Consider the following 20,913-nt stretch of genomic DNA (forward strand, 5'->3'; position numbering starts at 1 on the left):
TAAGAGTAGCATTCAGAATAGCACGGGCGCGCGTACCGGAGCCGGTCGCGCCGGGCCCGGCGGTGGGAGGATCGATGTCCGACATCAACCCCGATGCCACGCAGGCGCAGACCGAGGCAGACCCCGACGCCGATATCCGCGGCGCCGTCATCGTCGCCGCGATTCCGGGTCAGCCCGCGCGCGTCCTGCTCGAGGGGGCGCACTACGCGAAGCTCATGCACGCGCCGCTGGTGGTCGTCCACGTCGACGTGACGCGCTTCGTCACGTACGAAGACCCCGATGGATTCGTGCACTCCGCCCCGATCGACCTGAACATCGCTCCGGGGGCGAGCGAGCTCGAGGAGGTGCGCGCGGCGGCCGCGGCGGCGTTCGATCCGAAGGGCGTGGCGTGGACGCTGCGCCAGCTCGTCGGCGATCCCGCGATCGCGATCAAGCAGCTCGCCGATCGCATCGATGCGAAGCTGCTCGTGGTCGGCACACGCAATCGCGGCATCGGCGAGTCGATCCGCGAGTTCTTCACCGGATCGGTCGCCGCGCGCCTGGCGCACCGACAACATCGTCCGATCCTCGTCGTGCCGCTCGGCGATCCCGCCGCCGACGATGAGGAGCTGTGGGTGGAGTGAACCCCGCGCGTCCCGCGCCGCGCGAACGGGCGGGCCGCCGCCCCGCGGTTTGGAGGCGACGGCCCGCTCCGCGGGTGCTCGTCAGCGCTGTACCGCCCGCGTGATCGCCGTCGCGGCAGCATCCAGAGCCGTACTCAGCTCATCGACGACGGATGCCGGCAGCACACCGCCGCGCGCGACGAAGGTGCGCAGGTCGGCCCGCACGCGTGCGCGGAACTCGTTGACGGCGGCATCCGCCCGTTGCAGCTGCTCTCGGCTGCGGGCGCGCGGGTCTTCATCCGTGGGCTCGGCCTCCGTCGCCGTGCGGGCGGCGGCGGCGAGGTCGGCGCGCAGGCTCTTCATCGCCTCGCGCACGCTCCCGCGCACCTCGTCGGCGATGAGCCGGACGGAGTCCGCGAGGCCTGCTTCGATGCCCTCGAGGTCCCCCGCGCGAGCCGCCACTTCGGCGCGTCCGCTCGCGGTGATCGCATAGACGGTCTTGCGGCCGTCCACCGTCTTGGTGACCAATCCCTCTTCCTCGAGCTTGGCGAGGCGCGGATAGATGGTGCCCGCACTGGGCGTGTAGGTGCCGCCTGTGCGGTCCGAGAGCGCCTGGATGATGTCGTAGCCGTGCCGGGGGGACTCGTCGAGCAGGTTGAGCAGGTAGAGCCGCAGGTCGCCATGGGAGAAGACGGGGCTCATGACAGCTCCTCGTTGCCGTGGTCGGGCGCGTCGCGAGCCGGCTCTTCTCGCGAACTCGCCTCCTGTGCGGGCGCTCCCGCCGGGGGAGCGGTGCGGCGAAGCACCGTCAGGTCTCCCGACACCGTGTTCGTGCGCACATCGGCGAACGATCCGCTCAGTTCGCCGGTGGAGCCGGTGTGATTGGTGGGGCCGGAGCCCGAGCGCACGACGCCGTCGATCTGGAGACGACCGCTCACGCTTCGGCAGACGTAATTCGCGGCGACGCCCTGATCGAGGCGCACCGTGATGTTTCCGTTGACGGTGTTGACGCCGATCTGCTGGACGGCGCCGGCGGAATCGATCGTGACATTGCCCGACACCGTGTCGACCGACGCCTTGCTCAGGGTGCCCGTCACGGCGACGTCGCCCGAGACGCTGTTCGCGCTGAGCGCGCCGACCATCTCCCGTGCCTGGACATCGCCGGAGACGGCGTTGACCTGCAGGTCGCCGTCGAGCCCGTCGACGATGACGTCGCCCGAGACGGTGTTGAGGCGGGCGTCGTTGCCGAGTCCCGCGACGAGGGCGCTTGCGGAGACGACGCCGAGGTTGAGTGCGACGGCGCGCGGAACGGCGACGCTGATCTCGGCTTTGGGGCCGCCCGCGCCGAAGTTTCGGAACACCTCGAGGAAGTTGTCCCAGCGCAACTGGGGATGATCGATCTCGACCACGTCGCCCGAGACCTCGATGCGCAGATCCTTGATGGTGACCGCGTGCACCTCGATGCGCGCGCCGGGTTCGTCGTGAGCGACGACGTCGATCTGGCCGCCGACGAGGCCCACCTTCAGCTTGCGCACGGTCTCGATGTCGATGACGCGCGCCTCACCGGGGTGGATGATCCACTTCTCAAGTGACATGGGGTTCTCCTGTTGTCCGATTCAGACACGATATATCGTGTGTCGTGACGATAACACGATATATCTCGAAAGGGAACCGGGTCCGCCGACCGCACGGGAGGGCGCCGGCACCACGAACGGATGCCGCGGCCCGACGAGAGACGTCAGGCCGCGGCATCCGCGGAGGAGGGAACGGCGCTCGTACCCGAAAACGGCGCCGATCCGTGGGTTCGTGCGGCTAGGCCTTGCGGTTGCCGCTGATGACTCGGAAGAGGAACACGATGAGGGCGATGATGCCCGCGATGATCGCGACCCAGACCAGCCAGCCCAGCGCCGAGTTCAAACCGCCGACGATCGCCAGGACGATCGCGACCACGATGACGATGATGAGTGCGAGGTTCATGGAGGATTGCTCCCATTTCATTTCAGGCCGACCCCGGGGTGGGGGGACGGGTGCCGGGGCACGACACCACAGTCCCACTCCTGTGCATTCGATGCGAGGGGCTTGACGCTCCAACTCTCGCGGTGCTATCCACATGCGCCTACGCAGGTGCCGTGTCAACCCCGTGCACTCCCGCGGACTCGGGCGTATGGTCTGCGGTGCGGACAGCATCCTCGTCGTCCGCGCACCCACGAACGCGACCGAGAAGGAGGCACACATGCCCCGGGGACGTGGATCGAACAGCCTGAAGGACCCCGAGCTCTACGAGGAGCTTCGCGACGACGGCGCCTCCAAGGAGAAGGCCGCCCGCATCTCCAACGCCGCCGCCCGCGATGGCCGCAAGGCCGTCGGTGAGCGCGGCGGCCGCTCCGGCGACTACGAGGAGTGGACCGTCGCAGATCTGAGGGGCCGCGCGAAGGAGCTCGGCATCTCGGGATACTCCGGCAAGAAGAAGTCGGAGCTGATCTCGATGCTCCGCAACCACTGACGCGTGCCGCGCCTCGTGCGCGTGCGTCCACTCGAGGACGCCGGCATCACCCGTGTGCGCGCGGGCTCCGGATTCCGCTACGTCGACCACAGGGGTCGGTCCGCCGCCGCCCGAGACGTCGCACGCATCCGGACTCTCGTCATCCCGCCAGCGTGGCAGGAGGTCTGGATCTGCCGTGAGTCGCGTGGACACATCCAGGCCGTGGGCACCGATGACGCCGGCAGGCGTCAGTACGTGTACCACCCCGACTGGAGCGCGAACCGGGACCGCAACAAGTACGCGCGCGCACTGGCGCTCGGCGAATCGCTGCCCCGCGCCCGCGCCCGTGTGACGAGCGCCCTGCGCCGCTCCGCGCTCGATCGGGAGAAGGTGCTCGCGGTCGCATTCCGGCTGCTCGACCTCGGCGCGCCCCGGGTAGGTTCGGCGAGGTATCTCGCCGCCCACGGAAGCCGGGGGCTCACGACGCTGCAGAGGCGGGATGTCGTGGCCGAACCGCCGCGCATCACCCTGTCGTTCCCGGGCAAGAGCGGCAAGCGCGCCCACATCGTGATCGACGACGCCGACCTCGCGGCGGTGGTGGCCGACCTGGCGCAGGGGCGGCCACGCGCCGCTCTGCTGTCGTATCGCCGCGGGCGCCGGCGCGTGCCGCTGAGCCCTTCGGACGTGAACGCGTACGTCCGTGCCCTCACGGGCGGCCGGTTCACTGCCAAGGACTTCCGGACGCTGCGCGGCACGATCCTGGCCGCCGAGGCGCTGGCGCGCATCGGCACGGTCGACACCAAGGCCGACCGCAGACGCGCCGAACAGCTCGCCGTGCGGGCGACGGCCGAGGCGCTCGGCAACACTCCCGCCGTCGCGCGCTCGAGCTACATCGATCCCCGAGTGTTCCGCCACTACGCACGCGGACGACTGCTCGACCTCGACATCTCGCCCGAGTCGGCGATCCGCGAGCTCCTGGGCGGGTGAGCCCGGCACCTCAGTAGGGTGGGGCGCATGCCCCGCGCGCCCGTCGTCCGACCGCGTCTGCTGGGCGCCGTCGTCGCGGGCGGGATGCTGGGCGTCGCCCTACGGGCGCTGCTCACGGTGGGCGCGGGCCCCGACGCGATCGCCGCCGCCACCCTCGCGATCAACGTCGCGGGGTCCTTCGGCCTGGGTGTCGTCATCGGGCTGCTCGGCGCCCGTCATCCCGCCCGTCGCGCCTTCTTCGGCACGGGGGTCTTCGGCGGGTTCACCACGTACAGCGCCTTCGCCGTGCAGTCGGTCGAGGCGACAGCATCCGCCCCTCTCCTCGCCGCGGGCCTCGCCGTCGTCTCGATCGTTCTGGGCATCGCGGCGGCCGCGGCGGGTCTCGCGCTCGGCCGGGACATCGCGCGTCGCCGGGGGTCGTTCGATGATCCGAGCGAGGCCGAATGAGCGGGCTCGAGCTGCTGCTGACGGCGCTCGCGGGCGGCGTCGGCGCCGGTCTGCGCTACATCGTCGACGCGATCGTCGTCGCCGGGCGGCCGCTGCGGTTTCCGTACGGAATCCTGGTCGTGAACGCGACGGGCTCGCTCGCGCTGGGTCTGCTCGTCGGCGTCGTCGGGCACGCGGGGTCGGCGGCGCTCGTCCTCGGCGTCGGGCTTCTCGGCGGCTACACGACCTTCAGCACCGTGTCGGTCGAGACGGTGCTGCTGGCCGAGGAGGGGCGCCGTCGCAGCGCCGTGATCAACGCCCTCGGCACCGTCGTGGCGTGCCTCGCGGTGGCAGGTCTGGGCCTGACGGCCGGAGGCGCTCTGACGGCCTGGGGGCAGCGCATCGGGTGAGATACTGGCATCCGATACATCTCCGTATCGAGCGCCGCGCACTCTGTCCTGCTCGATCGTGCGGCGACGCGATCCCCCCAGCGAAGGTCCCCTGTGTCGAAGCTCGCCGTCCTGAGTCTCAAGAACCGCGCCCTCATCGCCCTCATCACGATCGTGGCGGCCGTCTTCGGCGGACTCGCCCTGACGAGCCTGAAGCAGGAGCTGATCCCCTCGATCGAGTTCCCTCAGCTCGCGATCGTGACCACCTATCCGGGAGCGTCCCCCGAGGTCGTCAACACCGACGTCTCGACGCCGATCGAGACCGCCATCCAGGGGGTTGCGGGGCTCGAGTCGACGACGGCGACCAGCACCACCAACGCCTCGATCATCTCGGCATCCTTCACCTACGGCACGGACCTCGCCACCGCCGAGCAGAAGATCACGCAGGCTATCAACCGCATCGACGCGCAGCTGCCGGAGTCCGTCGAGCCCAATGTGATCTCGGCGAGCTTCGACGACTTCCCCGTCATCCAGCTCGCCGTCACCGGATACGACGATGCGCTCACCATCCAGTCGCAGCTGGAGCAGAGCGTGATCCCCGATCTCGAAGACGTCGACGGGGTGAACGCCGCGCAGGTGGTCGGCGGCATCGGGCAGCGCATCACGATCACGCCGGATCAGGCACAGCTGGCGGCCGCCGGATTCAGCACGCAGGCGATCCGCGACGCCCTCGATCAGAACGGCGTGCTCTTTCCCGGCGGCGACATCACCGAGGGCGATCAGACCCTCACGGTGCAGACGGGCGTGAAGATCACGACCGTCGAGGACCTCGCCGCCCTCCCGCTCGTGCCGAGCGACCCTGCGCAGCTGGCCGCGGGAACCACGACGATCGGCGACGTGGCGACCGTCGCCGAAGACACCGACCCCGTGACCTCCATCTCGCGGGTCGACGGCGAGCCGGCACTCACCATCGCGATCACCAAGCTGCCGGCCGCGAACACCGTGGACGTCTCGCGCGGCGTGCTCGCGATCGTCCCCGACCTCGAGGCGGCCCTCGGCGGGCCCGCGTTCACCGTCGTCTTCGATCAGGCGCCCTACATCGAGCAGTCGATCGAGGCACTCGCGCAGGAAGGCCTGCTCGGTCTCGTGTTCGCGGTGATCGTGATCCTCGTGTTCCTGCTGTCGGTGCGCTCGACGCTCGTCACCGCCATCTCGATCCCCACGAGCGTGCTGATCACCTTCATCGGCATCCAGGCGTTCGGGTACTCGCTGAACATCCTGACCCTCGGCGCGCTGACGATCGCGATCGGCCGGGTCGTCGACGACTCGATCGTCGTCATCGAGAACATCAAGCGGCACTACGTGGGCGACGCCGACAAGCGGGCCTCGATCCTGCTCGCGGTGCGCGAGGTCGCGGCCGCGATCACCGCGTCGACGATCACGACGGTCGCCGTGTTCCTGCCGATCGCCTTCGTGGGCGACGTCACCGGCGAGCTGTTCCGGCCGTTCGCGTTGACGGTGACGATCGCGATGACCGCGTCGCTCTTCGTCGCACTCACGATCGTGCCCGTGCTCGCGTACTGGTTCCTGCGGCCCGGCAAGGCGCTGCGCGACGCGGAGGGGAACCCGGTCGATCCCGAATCTCCCGCGGCGCCCCCCACCCGCCTGCAGAAGGCGTATCTGCCGGTGCTGTCCTGGACCCTCAAGCACTCGTGGATCACTCTCGGCCTGGCCGTCCTGGTGCTGGCCGGCACGATCGCCGCCGCGCCGTTCATGAAGACCAACTTCCTCGGCGACTCGGGACAGAACACGTTCACCGTCACCCAGAACCTCGGGCCCGCCGCGAGCCTCGACAGCGAAGATGCCGCCGCGGCACAGGTCGAAGATGCGCTCATCGGGATCGAGGGCATCGACACGGTGCAGGTCTCGATCGGCTCGAGCGGGTCGGCCCTGCGCGACGCATTCTCCGGCGGCGGCGCGGGCATCACCTACTCGATCACGACCGACACCGACGCCGACCAGGTTGCGCTTCGTGAACGCGTGCAGACGGAGCTCACCGAACTCGACGACGTGGGCGAGATCGCGGTGGCGGGTTCGGGCGGCGGATTCGGCTCGAGCGACGTCGAGATCGATGTGACCGCCCCCGACCGGACGACGCTCGAGCAGGCGACCGCCGACGTCGTGACCTCGCTCCAGGGCGCCGAGAGCATCGGGCAGGTCACGAGCAACCTCTCGGCCTCGCTGCCGTACATCGCCGTGGTGGTCGACCGTGATGCCGCCGCGGCCCGCGGCCTCTCCGAGGTCGCCGTCGGCGCCCTGGTCTCGAACACGATGCAGCCCCAGTCCATCGGCACGGTCGAGATCGACGATTCCGCCCTCACGGTCTACCTCGCTGCGTCGGCGTCGCCGGGCTCGCTCGATGATCTGCGCGCACTCGAGGTGCCCACCGCCGCAGGGCCGGTGCGGCTGGACGAGATCGCGACCGTCGAAGAGACCGAAGGTCCGACATCCATCACCACTCAGCGGGGTCAGCGCACCTCGACGGTGACCGTCACGCCCTCGACCGACGACCTCAACGCCGCGTCCGCGGCCGTCACCGCGGCGCTGGCCGACCTCGACCTGCCCACGGGGGCGGACGCCGAGGTCGGAGGCGTGATCTCCCAGCAGACCGACGCGTTCACCCAGCTGGGTATCGCCCTGCTCGCGGCGATCCTGATCGTCTACATCGTCATGGTGGCGACGTTCAAGTCGCTGCGTCAGCCTCTGCTGCTGCTGGTCTCGGTGCCGTTCGCGGCGACCGGCGCGATCCTGCTGCAGATCGCGACCGGCGTGCCGCTGGGCGTCGCCTCGCTGATCGGCGTGCTGATGCTCATCGGCATCGTCGTGACCAACGCCATCGTGCTCGTCGACCTCGTCAACCAGTACCGGGAGAAGGGGATGTCGGCCCACGACGCGACGATCGCGGGATCCGCGCGGCGCCTGCGCCCCATCCTCATGACCGCGTCGGCGACGATCTTCGCCCTGACGCCGATGGCGCTGGGCATCACCGGCCACGGCGGATTCATCTCGCAGCCGCTCGCGATCGTCGTGATCGGCGGGTTGATCTCGTCGACCGTGCTCACGCTGGTCGTGCTGCCGACGCTCTACAACCTCGTGGAGGGGGCTACGCAGCGACGCGCGATGCGCCGTAGCGGCGCGGCGTCGGAGACGGACCGCGACGGTTCGTCGTCACACGGGACGGGCGGTGACGCAGAACCGTCCGACGCGACGGATTCGGCGTACGAAGGGCTGCCGAGGGCGACACCCGTTCAGCAGTCACGCCGTACGCGACGCGAGCACGGGGACGGCTGACCGGGACGGCATGCGCGCTCGTCGTGACGCGGCGAATCCGGCGGGGGATGACCAGGTCGCGGCGTGCGGGCGCCGGGGTGGCGGTCGACGTGTCGCCGGCGCTCCGACGGGTGCGCGAGGCCCGCGCCGTGGCGGGGGAGGCGCGCGGGGCGGGGTGGATGCTGCTCTCCGCGCAGCCGGCGAACACGCCGATCCACCAGAACATGAGCCCGAAGGCGATCACCTCGAACGCCGCCAGGTTGATGACGCCCATGATGAAGACCGTCGCGCCGATGACGAGCACGACGGTGACGATGCCGGTGGCGCGGAAGAGCTTGCGATCCATGCCGCGCAGCAGCCACGGGGCCGTGGCCAGCATGCCGGCGAAAGCCAGCACCATGCCGGTGGCCGCGCGATCGTGCCAGAACTCGAGCACGTTGACGGGGATGAAGCCGACCAGCGCCAGGTGCGCGCCGACGAGCGCGACGAGCACGGGCAGGATCTTCGCGGCGCGCCGGTGGTTCGCGAGCACGGAGAGTCCGCCGAGGCGCTCGATCTCGCGGCGCACCCGCAGGGAGAATGCCACGATCAGCGCGCCGGTGGCGATGAGGGTGCCGTTGAAGACATAGCCCGAGAACACCTGGAACGTGCCGAGGCGGCTGAAGTGCAGCTGCCACCACAGCGGGTCGGGGGTCGTGGCGATCGCGGTCAGGCAGCCCAGGGCGATGAGGATCATCAGCACGCGAACGGCGCGGCTCGTGGCGGTGCCCTGAGCGCTGCGGCGCACGAGGACTCCGACGAGGATGAGTGCGATGGCGCCCCCCGCCGTCGCCTGGAGGAGTGAGACGCTCGAGCCCTCGGTCAACAGATCGATCACGATGAAGGCGAGGGCGACCACGAGGCCCGCGATCAGGGCGTATGCTACCGACGCAGCGAGAGCGTCGATGCCGCGGTGAAGCCGCGCACCGAGGGTCAGCGGAGCATCGGGGGCGATTCCCGTCGCTGCGGTCGTGTACGAGTGAAAGGCGAGGATCGCTGCCGCTGCGGCAGCGCCGGCAGCGGTGAGCGCGCCGACGGACCAGTGGCCCCACAGGGGCACGACGAACGTCTGGGGGGCGAATCCTGCGGCCACCAGCACGGCCACGGAGGCCAGTGCGACCGCGCTGAGCACGCGCCAGGGGCGCAGGCTCGCGGGGACGGAGGGGGCGTAGAACTCGACGAGACCGGGGGCTGCCACGTCTGATCACCTTTCGCGCGCGTTATAGGGGATATCGCGCCCGAGCTAAGGAGTCCCCAGTGGCCTGCGTACACCGACTCCCCAGAACGGCGCGCTTCACATCCGTGGTCCCCATGAACGCAGCTCGTGTCTGTTGTATTTGGGGGAATTATAGCGGCGGAATGTTTCGGATGCGCCACTAAACCACCGCGGTATATACCTCGCGATGACTCGCCGTGTCTGTGGAAACCCTCGGCTGACCCTCGGTCACTCCGTCTGGCCCGTGACGCCGAGGAAGCGGATGAACACCGCGATCCATCCGAAGATGAGCGCGAACACGATGATCTCGAGCGCGGTGAGGCCGAAATATCCGGTCGCGAAGAGCACAACGGTGACCACGGTAGACGCCAGGAAAGCCCAGGTCGATAGAAAATAGAAGGTCGGCATTCCGCGCAGGATCCTGGGACCTGCCGCGAGCAACCCGACGTAGACGAGTGCCATGCCCGAGGCCGAGAGATTGTGGATCGGCTCGTTCACGTTGACGGGCACGAGCCCGACCCCGGCGAGCATGAAGCCCATGAGGACGAAGAGCGTCGAAACAATTCTCGGAGATCGCTCATATGCCAGCTTGCGGCGTGCCACGAGCGCGCGCATGTCGGCGGCGATATACACCGCGAACGTCGTGACCAGCAGGCCCCCGGCGACCAGGGTGCCGTTGAAAACGGCGCTCGAGAGGGCCCAGAACGTGCCGAGGTGGCTGAAGTGGATCTGCCACCAGACGGGGTCCGGCGTCGTCACCATGGCCGTGAGGGTGCCGATCACGATGAACGCCATGAGAAGCGACGACATCCGCTGCGTCGTCATGCGCGAAACGGAAAGTGACACGAGATACGCCGTGAGTCCCAGCGTGACGGTCATGAGCACCACCGACCAGAAGGTGATCACCCCGAGCCCGATGAAGCCGCGGCTGAGTACCAGGTAGATGACGAGCGTGGCCAGGACCGCGAACACCGTGTGGGCGATGACGACCGAGATCGTGTTGACCGTGAAGGCCCAGGGCGCCAACGCGCGCCGCCATTCCTGGCCGGGCGCGTGCCGGGATCGCCAGTAGCCCCATCCGGCAGCCAATGCCGCGATCACGCCCGATCCCGCGGCGGCGAGCGTGCCGAACGACACGTCTCCCGACATCGGAAGGTCCTCCGTGAGCAGCCCGATCAGCAGCCCATAGAGCGCCCCGAGTCCGCCCGCCGAGACCGCGAAGACGATCGCCTCGGACTCGCCGCGCACCGTCGGGGGAGTGGGCGGGGTGGTGGAGGGCGCTGCGGCTGCGGGGGTCGGCGGGGAGCCGGCGGCTGTCATGGCGTCAGTGTAGAACCGGAGCTTCGAAAACGATGCCCCACTCCAGCGTCCAGTTCTCGCCGGGTTCGAGCCACCGCAGCCCCCGGCCGGAGTTCAGGGCGTCGGCGGGCGCCGTCATAGGTTCGACGGCGACGGCGACGGGGTGTCCGGGATAGCGATCCGTCGTGAAGATCTGAGCGTACTCGAAGCCCGGTCCCTGCCACAGCGTCACGCGACGTCCGTCGGGAGCAGTCAGGGAATGCCGCACGCGCCCGTCGTCGTCGCGGGCGAGATCGCCGTACGCCGTGTCGAGGTCGAGTTCGCCGACCACCCGACCCGCGCGCAGGTCGGTGTCGGCATCCACCGGAACCTCCTCGGTCGGCAGCTTGCGAGCGTCGACGACGAACCGTGTCGCACCGCTCGATCGCAGAGTGAGTGTCGCCGTGTCGACGTCCCCGATCATCAGATACGGGTGGGTGCCCAGCGCCACCGGAGCGTCGTCTTTTCCGACGTTCTCGATGCGGTGCGTGATGTGGATGCCGTCGGCCTGCAGCGCGTACGTCACCGCGGTGTCGAGCTGAAACGGGTAGCCGGTCTGCGGAAAGACCGTCGCGCGCAGGGTGACGGTGTCGCCCGCGGATTCCGCCGTCGAATCCGCTGAGTAGGGGGCGAACCGCAGCAGGCCGTGGGCCGCGTTCCCGAGTGCGGGCTCCGAGATCGCCAGGCGGCGGGTTTCGCCGCGCTGGGTCCAGATGCCGTCGCGCACCCGATTGGGCCAGGGGACCAGCACGATTCCGGATGCTGCCGGGGTGGCCGCGCCCGCGGGGTACGGCGTGACGAGGTCGGTGTCGTCGACGCGCAGGGCACGCAGGGATGCGCCCAGCTGCGCGACCTGGGCGCCGACCCTCCCCTCGGGGGACCGCAGGACGAACTGGCGACCGGTGGGGTCGGGGCGGGAGGCGGCTGCGGTCATGGGAGGCTCCGATCGCTCGGCGGTGGGTCCGGCCGGTGAGGCGCTCTCACAGGCTCGGATGGCGGCATCCGCTACAGTAGGCCAGTCGGCTCTGGGCACCGCGCGGGATGCGCGGATGGGTTTGTGAGTCCAAGGGGCCGATGGTGGGGGCGATTCCGCCCCGACGACCATCATGTTGAATGGCCCCCGGCCGACGATAGTCCGGGTTACTCCGTCCGCCTGTGCGCGGGGGTGTCGCACGCTGCTGCGACACGACGTGGAGCGCTGTTCTCGCGAAGAGACAACCCAGAAGGACACCATCGTGCCCAAGAACAAGAAGCCCGCCGGCGGACGCCCGGCCAAGAACTTCGAGCCGCGCCGCGGCGAGACCAAGACCTCGTTCCACGACCGCAACCGCGGTGGATCCGCCGACGCCCGTGGGCAGAAGCCGGGTAGCCGCAGCGCCGGACACCGTGGATTCCGCGCCGCCGAGCCCGACGCTGCCGAGGCGGCGCCCAAGCGTCGCTGGAGCGCCCAGGAGAAGGCGGGGCGCGACGAGGCTCGCGGCATCCGCACGCATGCCGCGGGTGGCGCGCGTCGCCCGGAGCGCCCGGAGCGCCCGGCGCGTTCCTTCGACGAGCGTCCCGCCCGGCGCCCCGTCGGCGGTGAGCGTCCTGCCCGCCGTGAGCACTCGAACGACCGGCCGGCCCGCTCGTTCGACGACCGTCCGCGTCGTTCGTACGACGAGCGCCCGGCGAGGTCGTTCGACGAGCGTCCGCGTCGCGACGACCGACCCGCGCGTTCGTTCGATGAGCGTCCGGCTCGCCGGGAGTACTCGAGCGACCGACCCGCGCGTTCGTTCGATGACCGGCCGCGTCGCTCGTACGACGAGCGCCCCGCGAGATCGTTCGACGGCGAGCGCCCCGCGCGTCGCACCCAGGACGGAGAGCGCCCCGCCCGTCGTGAGTACTCGAACGAGCGCCCAGCCCGTCGTGAGTACTCGAGCGACCGACCCGCGCGTTCGTTCGATGAGCGGCCGGGTCGCTCGAGCGGTACCGCGCGTCCCGCCCGTCGCGAGTATCCGAATGACCGACCCGCGCGGACCTTCGACGACCGCCCCCGTCGCGACGACCGCCCGCGCCGTGACGACCGCCCGCGCCGTGACGACCGCGGTGCCGCGGCGGGTTCGCGTGCCGACTGGAACGCCCCTGCCCGCACCGCGGCTCAGGAGCAACGCGTCGACGTCGTGCACGAGCGTCTGCAGGCCGAGGCCGTCCAGGCGTCGGATGTGCAGGGAGTGAGCTTCGGTGATCTGGGCCTGGGTGAGAACATCGTGCGTGCGCTCGGTGAGCTGGGCGCAGCATCCCCCTTCCCGATCCAGGCGTCGACGATTCCCGAGATCATCGCCGGCCGCGACGTGCTCGCCCGCGGGCGCACCGGCTCGGGCAAGACGATCGCGTTCGGCGCGCCGCTCGTCGAGAACGTGCTGCGCGGCCAGGCTGGGCAGCGCCGCGAGTTCGGACGCAAGCCCAAGGCGCTGATCCTTGCGCCGACCCGCGAGCTGGCTCTGCAGATCGACCGCACGATCCAGCCCATCGCGCGCAGCGTCGGACTGTTCACCACGCAGATCTACGGCGGCGTACCGCAGGCGCGCCAGGTGGGCGCGCTGAAGAAGGGCGTCGACATCATCATCGGCACGCCGGGGCGCATCGAGGACCTGGTCAACCAGGGCAAGCTCGACCTGCGCGACGTGCAGGTGGCCGTGCTCGACGAGGCCGACCACATGTGCGAACTCGGATTCCTCGAGCCCGTGCAGCGCATCCTCCGCCTGACCGCCGACGGTTCGCAGAAGCTGCTGTTCTCGGCCACGCTCGATCGCGAGGTCTCGGCGCTCGTCGACGAGTTCCTCGTCGAGCCGGCCGTGCACGAGGTCGCCGGCGAGGATCAGGACTCCAGCACGATCGAGCACCGTGTGCTCGTGATCGATCACCGCGACAAGGCGCAGATCCTCGACCAGCTCGTCGATCGCGAGGGCAAGACCCTCGTCTTCGCCCGCACCCGCGCGTATGCCGAGATGCTGGCGGAGCAGTTCGATGACGCCGGCATTCCGGCCGTGTCGCTGCACGGTGATCTCAATCAGGCGCGCCGTACGCGCAACCTCGAGCGTCTCACCTCGGGCCGGGTCAACGTGCTGGTGGCGACGGATGTCGCTGCGCGCGGCATCCACGTCGATGACATCGACCTGGTCGTGCAGGCCGACGCGCCCGACGAGTACAAGACCTACCTGCATCGTTCGGGTCGCACAGGCCGTGCGGGCGCGACGGGCCGAGTCGTCACGCTCATCACGCGTCAGCGTCGCCGCAAGATGACCGAGATGCTCGATCGCGCCGAGATCGTCGCTCCGTTCGAGGATGCCGCCCCCGGTGACGACGTGATCGCCGAGCTCGCCGGCTCGGCCCCGACACTGGCCGAGCTCACCGCGTAGTTCGCACGCGCGAGGGCGTCCCGGGTTCGCCCGGGGCGCCTTTCGCATTCGCGGCCCGGGCCCCGAACCCCGAACCTACATTTTTGCAGCGAGCCACCATCCGACGTGTGGTGGTTCGCTGCAAAAATGTAGGTTCGGCGTCCGCAGAAGTGCGGGCGCGGGGCCGGGGCCGGGGCCGGGGCCGGGGCCGGGGCCGGGGCCGTCCGGCCGCCGCCATCCGGGCGCGGCTGACCGGGCGCCGTCGGGGTGCGGGCGGGCGCCGACGGCGCCGCCGATGGCGTCAGTCGAGCGCGCTGTCAGAACAGCGCGGGCGCCGCGGTCGTCGAAGCAGGCCCGGTGGTGCGCACCGGCCCGGGCCGCGACGCGCGCATCGGCAGCTCGTCTTCGTCACTGCCGTCGAGCCCGTGCACGCGCAGCAACGGCCGCACGCGTTTGGCGAGCCACGTGCGGTAGCCCTTCGGCGCGACGGCGCTCTGACCGGGATACAGACCCAGATACGACGACACGAGTTCGGGATGCTGTCGCTCGAGCCATTGCATGAACCAGGGCTTGACCCCCGGTCGCAGGTGCAGCGCCCCGTAGATCACCCGCCGGGCCCCCGCGGCCTTGATGCGCCCGAGGGCGTCGTCGAGCGCGGGCACCGAGTCGGCCAGGTGCGGAAGCACGGGCATGAGGAAGACCGTGACGGCAAAACCCGCGTCGGCGGCAGCGCGGACGGCGTCGAGTCGGGCCGCGGCGGTCGGCGTGCCTGGTTCGATCGAGCGTTGCAGGGCGTCGTCGAAGACGGCGATCGAGAAGGACAGATCGACCGGAACCTCTTCGGCAGCCGCGTGCAGCAGCGGCAGGTCGCGGCGGATGAGTGTGCCCTTCGTGAGGATCGAGAAGGGCGTGCCGGACGCGGCGAGTGTGCTGATGATCTCGGGCATGAGTCTGTATCGCCCCTCGGCCCGCTGGTACGGGTCGGTGTTGGTGCCCAGGGCGACGTGCTCGTGCTGCCAGGATGTTGCGGCGAGTTCTCGCCGCAGCACCTCGGCGACGTTCGTCTTGACGATGATCTGCGAGTCGAAGTCGTGCCCGCCGTCGAGGTCGAGATACTCGTGCGTGCCGCGGGCGAAACAGTAGGCACACGCATGGGTGCAGCCCCTGTAGGGGTTGATCGTCCACGCGAACGGCATCGCCGAGGCGCCGGGCACGTGGTTGAGCGCCGAGCGCGAGACCACCTCGTGGAAGGTGATGCCCGCGAACTCGGGAGTCGTCACCGACCGGACCAGGCCGTCGATGCGTTCGAGCCCGGGCAGCGCATTGGTGTCGACCTCGCCGATCTGTTGCCCACGCCACCTCATCTGATCATTCGAACACAGATGCGACACAGATGCAATCCCATTGGAAGGCTGCATCGACCATACATCCCTGGCCGCGTCGCGACTCGACATGCTCGGGCACAATGAAGGGCATGACCGCACCCGACACCGGCCCGGTTTCGCGCGCCGATGCGCGGGTTCTGCGCCGCCGCGGGGAGCGTGCGCGCACGGCGCTCATCCTCGCCGGGATGCTGGTTCTGCTGCTCGTGACGGGCGTCGGTGTGGCTGCCGTCGTGGGTGGTGGTATCGGTCGTGCTGCCGGCGACGGGGCCGCAGCATCCCCCTCTGCTTCTGCGACCGCGCCGCCGCCCTGGGCCACCTCGATCCCGGCTCCGCAGTTCACGGGCGAACCGGCGGCGGTGGTGGCGCTCTGCGACCGACCCGAGGTGCAGCAGGCCCTCGCGGCCGGCGACGACGCCGCGGTGATCGCGGCTGCGGGCGGGGGTGAGGGGTTCCGTCAGGCGGTCATCGGCGGCGCGGCACCGTGCGTGAACCTGCGCGACGCCTCGCACGTGTGGTTCGTGGTCAACAAGACGCTGCCGATCGAGCCCATCGACTACGCGCCATACGACTGGATCGCCCCGCCCGGCACGACCAACGGGGCCAATGCCGCGGCCCGCACCGACATCGCCCCCACGCTCGGCGAGATGGCGTCCGCCGCGTCCGCCGCCGGGGTCGGTCAGCTGGGCGTGCAGAACGGATACCGGGGCTACTCGATCCAGCAGCGCATCCACTCCCAGCGTGTCGCCGAATTGGGTCGCGAGGCGGGCGAGCGCCTTGCCGCCCGACCGGGCTACAGCGAGCACCAGACGGCGCTCGCCGTCGACGTCTTCGCGTGCGACCCGGGTTGCGGCTCGTCCGAGCAGTTCGGCGGATCGGCGCTGTCGGCCTGGGTGGTCGAGAACGGCTGGCAATTCGGCTGGATCGTCCGATACGAGCAGGGGTACACCCCCATCACCGGATACGACCCCGAGGCCTGGCACCTGCGCTACATCGGTCCCGAGCTCGCCGCGGCGTACCATGCCGGAGGCTTCCACACGCTCGAGGAGTTCTTCGGCCTTCCCGCAGCCCCCGCCTACCTCGACTGAACCCATGGCCGCGGGCGGCGGCATCCGGTGTCATTCGAGACGAGACCGGATGCCGTGACCCGGCCTAGAATCGGAGCGCCGCACCGAGCGTCACGACATCGCCGGTGATCTCGACGAGGAGAAGAGGAGGGTTCCATGGAGCGGGACCTGTACGACGAGGACCACGACGCATTCCGTGACATGGTGCGCGACTTCATCTCGCGCTACGTGACCAACGCGCAGCGCGAGCGCTGGGATGCCGAGGGGGAGGTCGACCGTGAGACGCTGCGCCGTGCGGGCGAGGCGGGGATCCTGGGGCTGGCGGTCCCCGAGGAGTACGGCGGGGGCGGGATGCTGGATGACTATCGGTTCCGTGCCGTCGTGATGGAGGAGGTCATCCGCGCCGGGGCGGGGTCGCTCGCGGGTGCGCTCGGCATCCAGGACGATCTCGTCGTGCCGTACTTCGTGCACTTCGGCACCCCCGAGCAGAAGGCCCGCTGGCTGCCGGGGCTCGCCTCCGGCGAGATCATCGGCGCGATCGCGATGACGGAGCCGGGCACCGGATCGAACCTGCGGGGCATCACGACCACGGCGCGCGCCGTGGAGGGCGGCTACGTCGTCAACGGCGCGAAGACCTTCATCTCGAGCGGCGCGACCGCCGACATCGTGATCACCGTCGTCAAGACCGGCGAGGGCGACGGGCCGCAGGCATTCAGCCTGCTCGTCGTCGAGCGCGGCGCGGAGGGATTCGATCAGGGCAAGAAGCTGCACAAGATGGGGTTCGCCGGCCACGACACGGCCGAGCTGTCGTACGCCGACGTGTTCGTCCCTGCCGAGAACCTCATCGGAGGCGAGGAGGGGCACGGCTTCGTGCAGCTCATGAAGAACCTGCCCCTCGAGCGACTGTCGATCGCGGTGGCCGCGGCGGCGGCATCCGAGGCGGGACTGGAGTGGACGCTGGAGTACACGCGCTCGCGCGAGGCGTTCGGGCAGCCGGTGATCGACTTTCAGAACTCGCGGTTCCAGCTCGCGGGGGTCGCGGCGACCGTCGATGCGCTGTGGGCCTACATCGACAAGGCGATGCTGCTGTACAGGGACGGCAAGCTCTCGGCCGAGGAGGCCGCGAAGGTCAAGTTCTGGACGACCGAGCGCGAGGGCGAGGTGCTCGATGTGTGCGTGCAGCTGCACGGCGGATACGGGTACATCCTCGAGTATCCGATCGCTCGCGCGTACGTCGATGCCCGGGTGCATCGGATCTACGGCGGTACCAACGAGATCATGCGCGAGATCGTCGGACGCCAGCTCGCCGGGCGGCGCTGAGCCTGCGGCTCGTCGGGCGGGCGCGCGGCGTGCGGTGCCTCGGCCCTGCGCATTCGGGCGTTGGGGCGTCAGAATCACGTTGGGGCGCGGAGCAGCGCGCCCCAACGTGATTTCAACGCCCCAACGCGGGGGATTCGGGGGCCCGCACGCGGGGCGGGACGGGGCGGCTCACGCGGGGCGGGGCACGCGAGGCGCGCCCCGGGTCGCTGCGCCGCGGTCAGCCCCAGGGGTGCAGGACAGCGAACAGCGCCACGCTCACGGCCCAGAACCCCGCGACGAACACGGTGTCGCGTACGCGCCAGGGCACCAGGTGGCGCTCTGTGCGCTGCGGATGGGCGCCGAAGGCCCGTGCGTCCATGGCCAGGGCCACCCGCTCCGCATGGCGGATCGCCCCCGCCAGGAGGGGCACCACATATCCCAGGCGCCGCCGCGCCGCCGCGATCGGCCCGCGACCCTGAGCCGCCCCGCGCACCCGATGCGCCGCGCGGATCACCTCGAGCTCGCGCCCGAACCGGGGCACGAAGCGCAGCGCGGCCAGGGCCGTGTATCCGATGCGATAGGGCACGCGCAGCTGCTGCACGAGCGCCCGCGTGAGGTCGGTGCCGGTCGTCGTGAGCCCGCCGACCAGCGCGAGCACGAGGATCGCGCCGAGACGCAGCGCCGTCGCGAATCCGATCTCGAGCGCCGCGCCGTAGAGCACGAACCCGCCGATCCGCAGCGCGACGACGTCCGTGGCGATGCGCGACGGGTCGGTCCACAGGGCGAACCCGAAGCCCACGAGCACGAGGAACGCCGGGACTCCCAGCAGGAGCGTCGACAGCATCCACCCCGACAGTCGCGCACCGACGAGGAGCACCGCGTACCCGAGCAGCAGGAACGCCGCGGGCGTGGCAAGGTCGCGCACGAGAACGAGCGCGATCATCGCGGGGAGGGGCCCGGCGATTTTGGCCAGCGGCCCGATGCCGTGCAGAAAGCGCCACGCCGGGGCGGGCGGCGGCGGCGCATAGGGGTCGAAGGTGCGGGATGCCGTCGCCGCGGCCGCGCCTGCCTCGATCGCCGCGGTGCTCACGATGACGCTCCCGGCAGATCGGTCAGGCTCACGACGCCGTCCAGCTCGGGGTGACCGGACACGCCGCGCAGCGCGTCGGCGAGCGGCGGGGGACGCAGTCCTGCCCGTCGCAGCAGCGCGACATCGTCGAAGATCCGCGCGGTGGGCCCATGGGCGAGCAGCCGCCCGTCGCCGAGCACCGCGGTATGCGTCGCGTATTCGGCGACCAGCTGCATGTCGTGCGTCACGACGATGACGGTGGTGCCCTCGGCGTTCAGGTTGCGCAGCAGGGTGAGCAGTTCGTCGGCGCGGGCACGATCCTGGCCGAACGTCGGCTCGTCCAGCGCCAGCACGGGCGCCCCCGCGATCAGAGCCGTGCCGACCGAGAGTCGCCGCTTCTGTCCACCCGAGAGCAGGAATGGGTGGGATGCCGCATGCCCGGTCAGGCCGAACCGCATCAGCATCTCGTCCACGCGGTGCGCGACGTCCTTCTCGGGCACGCGGCGCAGGCGCAGCGGCTGGGCGAGTTCGTCGAACACGGTGGACGTGACGAACTGATGCTCCGGGTTCTGGAACACGAAGCCGATCGCGCGCGAGAGCGCCCCGGGGTCGGCCCGCCCGGGGTCGAGCGTGCCGACCCGGACCCGCCCTCGCGGCGGCGGGACGACCCCCGCGATCGCCTGCACGAGGGTGGTCTTGCCCGCCCCGTTCGCCCCCGTGATCGCGAGGAAGTCGCCGGCGTGCACGTCGATGTCGATGCGGTGCAGGATCACGCGACGACGGCGGGTGACGGTGAGGTCGCGCACGCCGATCAGCGGGGTGGGAAGCGTGGCGGGTGCGGGCGGGTCGGGCGTCGCCGGTTGCTCGGCGGGTGCGGGCGGGTCGGGCGGCGTGGGCGACTCGGGCGGCTGTGGTGATCCGACCCCGGCATGCTCCGCGAAGGGCGCACCCGGCGGCTGCGCCCCGTCCAGTGCGGCGCGCAGCTCGGGCGGCGTCAGAGGGAGCGGATCAAGCGCATAGCCCGCGGCCCGCAGCCGCAGCGCGGCGAGCGTGGATGTCGGAAGCCACACGCCCAGTGCGTGCAGCGCCTCGGCGCTCCGGCGCAGCACGTCGTCGACACCGCCGTCGGCGATCACCCGCCCGTCGGCGTCCAGCACGACGACGCGGGTCGCGATGGCGACCGCTTGATCGAGGTTGTGCTCGACGAGCACGATCGCCCGGTCCCCCGCAGCGACGACATCGCCCAGCGCCGCGTACACGTCGTCGATGCCGGACGGATCGAGGTTGGCGGTGGGCTCGTCGAGCACCAGCAGGTCGGAACCCATCGCCAGCGCGCACGCGATCGCCAGGCGCTGGCGCCCCCCGCCCGAGAGTCGCTCCGGGTTCTCGCCGCGCCGATCCCAGAGCCCGACGCGCCGCAGGGCGGCTTCGGCGCGAGCGAGGACCTCGACCACCGGCAGCCGCAGATTCTCCGGCCCGAACGCGACTTCGTCGAGTACCGACCCCGTCACCAGCTGCGCGTCCGGATCCTGGAAGACCATCGCGACCCGCTCGCTCAGCCGCGCGACCGGGGTCCGGGCGGTGTCCATCCCCCCGACGTCGACGGTGCCCGCAAGATCGGCGGGGACCGCGTGGGGGATCAGGCCGTTCATCGCGAGCGTCAGGGTGGATTTTCCCGAGCCGCTGGGCCCCATCAGCAGCACGACGTCGCCGGGCCGGACGGCGAACGACACGTCCCGCGGGGTGGGGGCGACAGCATCCACGTGGGTGATCGACACGCCCCGTGCGGTCAGCAGGGCCGCCGCGGCGGGGGTGCCGGGGGTGGGGCGCGCCCTGTGCGGGCGGGTGGATGCTGTCACGAGAGGCCTTCGGAGGTGTCCCTCCAACTTAGCCTGACCTAACCTGCGCGC

The 20,913-nt window shown here is 70.5% G+C and carries 17 protein-coding genes and 1 pseudogene; 9 read left to right on the forward strand and 9 right to left on the reverse strand.

Annotated elements, in window-relative coordinates:
* Window positions 1-74: 74 nt before the first annotated feature.
* Entirely contained in the window at window positions 75-623 is a 549-nt protein-coding gene (locus tag AB2L57_RS00680; protein ID WP_409047828.1) for a universal stress protein, read from the forward strand.
* 81 nt (window positions 624-704) lie between these two features.
* Here AB2L57_RS00680 and AB2L57_RS00685 read toward each other — a convergent pair whose 3' ends face one another.
* The 3 genes from AB2L57_RS00685 to AB2L57_RS00695 all read right to left on the reverse strand — a co-directional run bounded on the left by AB2L57_RS00685 (window position 705) and on the right by AB2L57_RS00695 (window position 2,579).
* Window positions 705-1,304: a PadR family transcriptional regulator gene (locus AB2L57_RS00685; RefSeq protein WP_292813596.1), complete on the reverse strand. Its 600-nt coding sequence runs from the start codon at window positions 1,302-1,304 to the stop codon at window positions 705-707.
* Entirely contained in the window at window positions 1,301-2,197 is an 897-nt protein-coding gene (locus AB2L57_RS00690) for a DUF4097 family beta strand repeat-containing protein (RefSeq protein WP_409047829.1), read from the reverse strand. The genes AB2L57_RS00685 and AB2L57_RS00690 overlap by 4 nt, the downstream gene beginning before the upstream one ends.
* Before the next feature lie 217 nt (window positions 2,198-2,414).
* Window positions 2,415-2,579, reverse strand: coding sequence for a hypothetical protein (locus AB2L57_RS00695; RefSeq protein WP_292815606.1), 165 nt, complete (start codon window positions 2,577-2,579; stop codon window positions 2,415-2,417).
* Between the two features lie 256 nt (window positions 2,580-2,835).
* Between AB2L57_RS00695 and AB2L57_RS00700 the strand changes: the two genes are divergently transcribed.
* The 5 genes from AB2L57_RS00700 to AB2L57_RS00720 all read left to right on the forward strand — a co-directional run bounded on the left by AB2L57_RS00700 (window position 2,836) and on the right by AB2L57_RS00720 (window position 8,237).
* On the forward strand, window positions 2,836-3,105 hold the full coding sequence (locus AB2L57_RS00700; protein WP_292815604.1) for a Rho termination factor N-terminal domain-containing protein: 270 nt from the start codon (window positions 2,836-2,838) through the stop codon (window positions 3,103-3,105).
* A gap of 3 nt (window positions 3,106-3,108) precedes the next feature.
* Window positions 3,109-4,071 carry a DNA topoisomerase IB gene (locus AB2L57_RS00705; protein WP_292815603.1) on the forward strand — a complete coding sequence of 321 codons (963 nt, stop codon included), beginning with the start codon at window positions 3,109-3,111 and terminating at the stop codon, window positions 4,069-4,071.
* A 27-nt stretch (window positions 4,072-4,098) separates the two neighbouring features.
* Window positions 4,099-4,518 (forward strand): CrcB family protein, encoded by a 420-nt coding sequence (locus AB2L57_RS00710; protein WP_292815601.1) that lies wholly within the window; start codon window positions 4,099-4,101, stop codon window positions 4,516-4,518.
* Window positions 4,515-4,907 carry a CrcB family protein gene (locus AB2L57_RS00715; RefSeq protein WP_292815599.1) on the forward strand — a complete coding sequence of 131 codons (393 nt, stop codon included), beginning with the start codon at window positions 4,515-4,517 and terminating at the stop codon, window positions 4,905-4,907. Before AB2L57_RS00710 ends, AB2L57_RS00715 begins: the two co-directional genes overlap by 4 nt.
* A 93-nt stretch (window positions 4,908-5,000) precedes the next feature.
* Complete coding sequence (locus tag AB2L57_RS00720) at window positions 5,001-8,237, forward strand: efflux RND transporter permease subunit (RefSeq protein ID WP_409047830.1); 3,237 nt, start codon at window positions 5,001-5,003, stop codon at window positions 8,235-8,237.
* A 190-nt stretch (window positions 8,238-8,427) separates the two neighbouring features.
* Here the strand turns inward: AB2L57_RS00720 and AB2L57_RS00725 are convergent.
* The 3 genes and pseudogenes from AB2L57_RS00725 to AB2L57_RS00735 form a co-directional block, all read right to left on the reverse strand.
* Window positions 8,428-8,952 (reverse strand): annotated as a pseudogene (locus AB2L57_RS00725) (DUF998 domain-containing protein); the annotation flags it as partial.
* A gap of 747 nt (window positions 8,953-9,699) precedes the next feature.
* The gene (locus AB2L57_RS00730) at window positions 9,700-10,791 is read right to left on the reverse strand and encodes a hypothetical protein (RefSeq protein WP_409047831.1); all 1,092 of its coding nucleotides are present in this window, start codon (window positions 10,789-10,791) and stop codon (window positions 9,700-9,702) included.
* A 4-nt stretch (window positions 10,792-10,795) separates the two neighbouring features.
* Window positions 10,796-11,743, reverse strand: a complete 948-nt coding sequence (locus tag AB2L57_RS00735) for an aldose 1-epimerase family protein (RefSeq protein ID WP_409047832.1) — start codon at window positions 11,741-11,743, stop codon at window positions 10,796-10,798.
* A 301-nt stretch (window positions 11,744-12,044) separates the two neighbouring features.
* On the opposite strand from AB2L57_RS00735, the gene AB2L57_RS00740 reads away from it, so the two are divergent.
* Entirely contained in the window at window positions 12,045-14,207 is a 2,163-nt protein-coding gene (locus tag AB2L57_RS00740; RefSeq protein ID WP_409047833.1) for a DEAD/DEAH box helicase, read from the forward strand.
* A gap of 296 nt (window positions 14,208-14,503) precedes the next feature.
* On the opposite strand, the gene AB2L57_RS00745 is transcribed toward AB2L57_RS00740, so the two are convergent.
* The gene (locus tag AB2L57_RS00745; RefSeq protein WP_409047834.1) at window positions 14,504-15,550 is read right to left on the reverse strand and encodes an Rv2578c family radical SAM protein; all 1,047 of its coding nucleotides are present in this window, start codon (window positions 15,548-15,550) and stop codon (window positions 14,504-14,506) included.
* A 110-nt stretch (window positions 15,551-15,660) separates the two neighbouring features.
* Here AB2L57_RS00745 and AB2L57_RS00750 point away from each other — a divergent pair, with 110 nt between their 5' ends.
* The gene (locus AB2L57_RS00750; protein ID WP_409047835.1) at window positions 15,661-16,656 is read left to right on the forward strand and encodes a M15 family metallopeptidase; all 996 of its coding nucleotides are present in this window, start codon (window positions 15,661-15,663) and stop codon (window positions 16,654-16,656) included.
* A 135-nt stretch (window positions 16,657-16,791) separates the two neighbouring features.
* Window positions 16,792-17,955, forward strand: coding sequence for an acyl-CoA dehydrogenase family protein (locus AB2L57_RS00755; protein WP_409047836.1), 1,164 nt, complete (start codon window positions 16,792-16,794; stop codon window positions 17,953-17,955).
* A gap of 217 nt (window positions 17,956-18,172) precedes the next feature.
* On the opposite strand, the gene AB2L57_RS00760 is transcribed toward AB2L57_RS00755, so the two are convergent.
* A complete protein-coding gene (locus tag AB2L57_RS00760; protein WP_409047837.1) occupies window positions 18,173-19,024 on the reverse strand; it encodes an energy-coupling factor transporter transmembrane component T in 852 nt (283 codons plus the stop codon).
* Complete coding sequence (locus AB2L57_RS00765; RefSeq protein ID WP_409047838.1) at window positions 19,021-20,862, reverse strand: ABC transporter ATP-binding protein; 1,842 nt, start codon at window positions 20,860-20,862, stop codon at window positions 19,021-19,023. The genes AB2L57_RS00760 and AB2L57_RS00765 overlap by 4 nt, the downstream gene beginning before the upstream one ends.
* Between the last annotated feature and the right edge of the window lie 51 nt (window positions 20,863-20,913).

The sequence above is a fragment of the Microbacterium sp. HA-8 genome, assembly GCF_046111165.1.
GTDB lineage: Bacteria > Actinomycetota > Actinomycetes > Actinomycetales > Microbacteriaceae > Microbacterium.

What these genes read in the sequence shown, in the direction of transcription:
- AB2L57_RS00745 (WP_409047834.1), bottom strand. Translation starts at nt 15,550, where the DNA reads ATGAGGTGGCGTGGGCAACAGATCGGCGAGGTCGACACCAATGCGCTG.
- AB2L57_RS00695 (WP_292815606.1), bottom strand. Translation starts at nt 2,579, where the DNA reads ATGAACCTCGCACTCATCATCGTCATCGTGGTCGCGATCGTCCTGGCG.
- AB2L57_RS00685 (WP_292813596.1), bottom strand. Translation starts at nt 1,304, where the DNA reads ATGAGCCCCGTCTTCTCCCATGGCGACCTGCGGCTCTACCTGCTCAAC.
- AB2L57_RS00710 (WP_292815601.1), top strand. Translation starts at nt 4,099, where the DNA reads ATGCCCCGCGCGCCCGTCGTCCGACCGCGTCTGCTGGGCGCCGTCGTC.
- AB2L57_RS00700 (WP_292815604.1), top strand. Translation starts at nt 2,836, where the DNA reads ATGCCCCGGGGACGTGGATCGAACAGCCTGAAGGACCCCGAGCTCTAC.
- AB2L57_RS00735 (WP_409047832.1), bottom strand. Translation starts at nt 11,743, where the DNA reads ATGACCGCAGCCGCCTCCCGCCCCGACCCCACCGGTCGCCAGTTCGTC.
- AB2L57_RS00730 (WP_409047831.1), bottom strand. Translation starts at nt 10,791, where the DNA reads ATGACAGCCGCCGGCTCCCCGCCGACCCCCGCAGCCGCAGCGCCCTCC.
- AB2L57_RS00680 (WP_409047828.1), top strand. Translation starts at nt 75, where the DNA reads ATGTCCGACATCAACCCCGATGCCACGCAGGCGCAGACCGAGGCAGAC.
- AB2L57_RS00690 (WP_409047829.1), bottom strand. Translation starts at nt 2,197, where the DNA reads ATGTCACTTGAGAAGTGGATCATCCACCCCGGTGAGGCGCGCGTCATC.
- AB2L57_RS00750 (WP_409047835.1), top strand. Translation starts at nt 15,661, where the DNA reads ATGACCGCACCCGACACCGGCCCGGTTTCGCGCGCCGATGCGCGGGTT.
- AB2L57_RS00715 (WP_292815599.1), top strand. Translation starts at nt 4,515, where the DNA reads ATGAGCGGGCTCGAGCTGCTGCTGACGGCGCTCGCGGGCGGCGTCGGC.
- AB2L57_RS00755 (WP_409047836.1), top strand. Translation starts at nt 16,792, where the DNA reads ATGGAGCGGGACCTGTACGACGAGGACCACGACGCATTCCGTGACATG.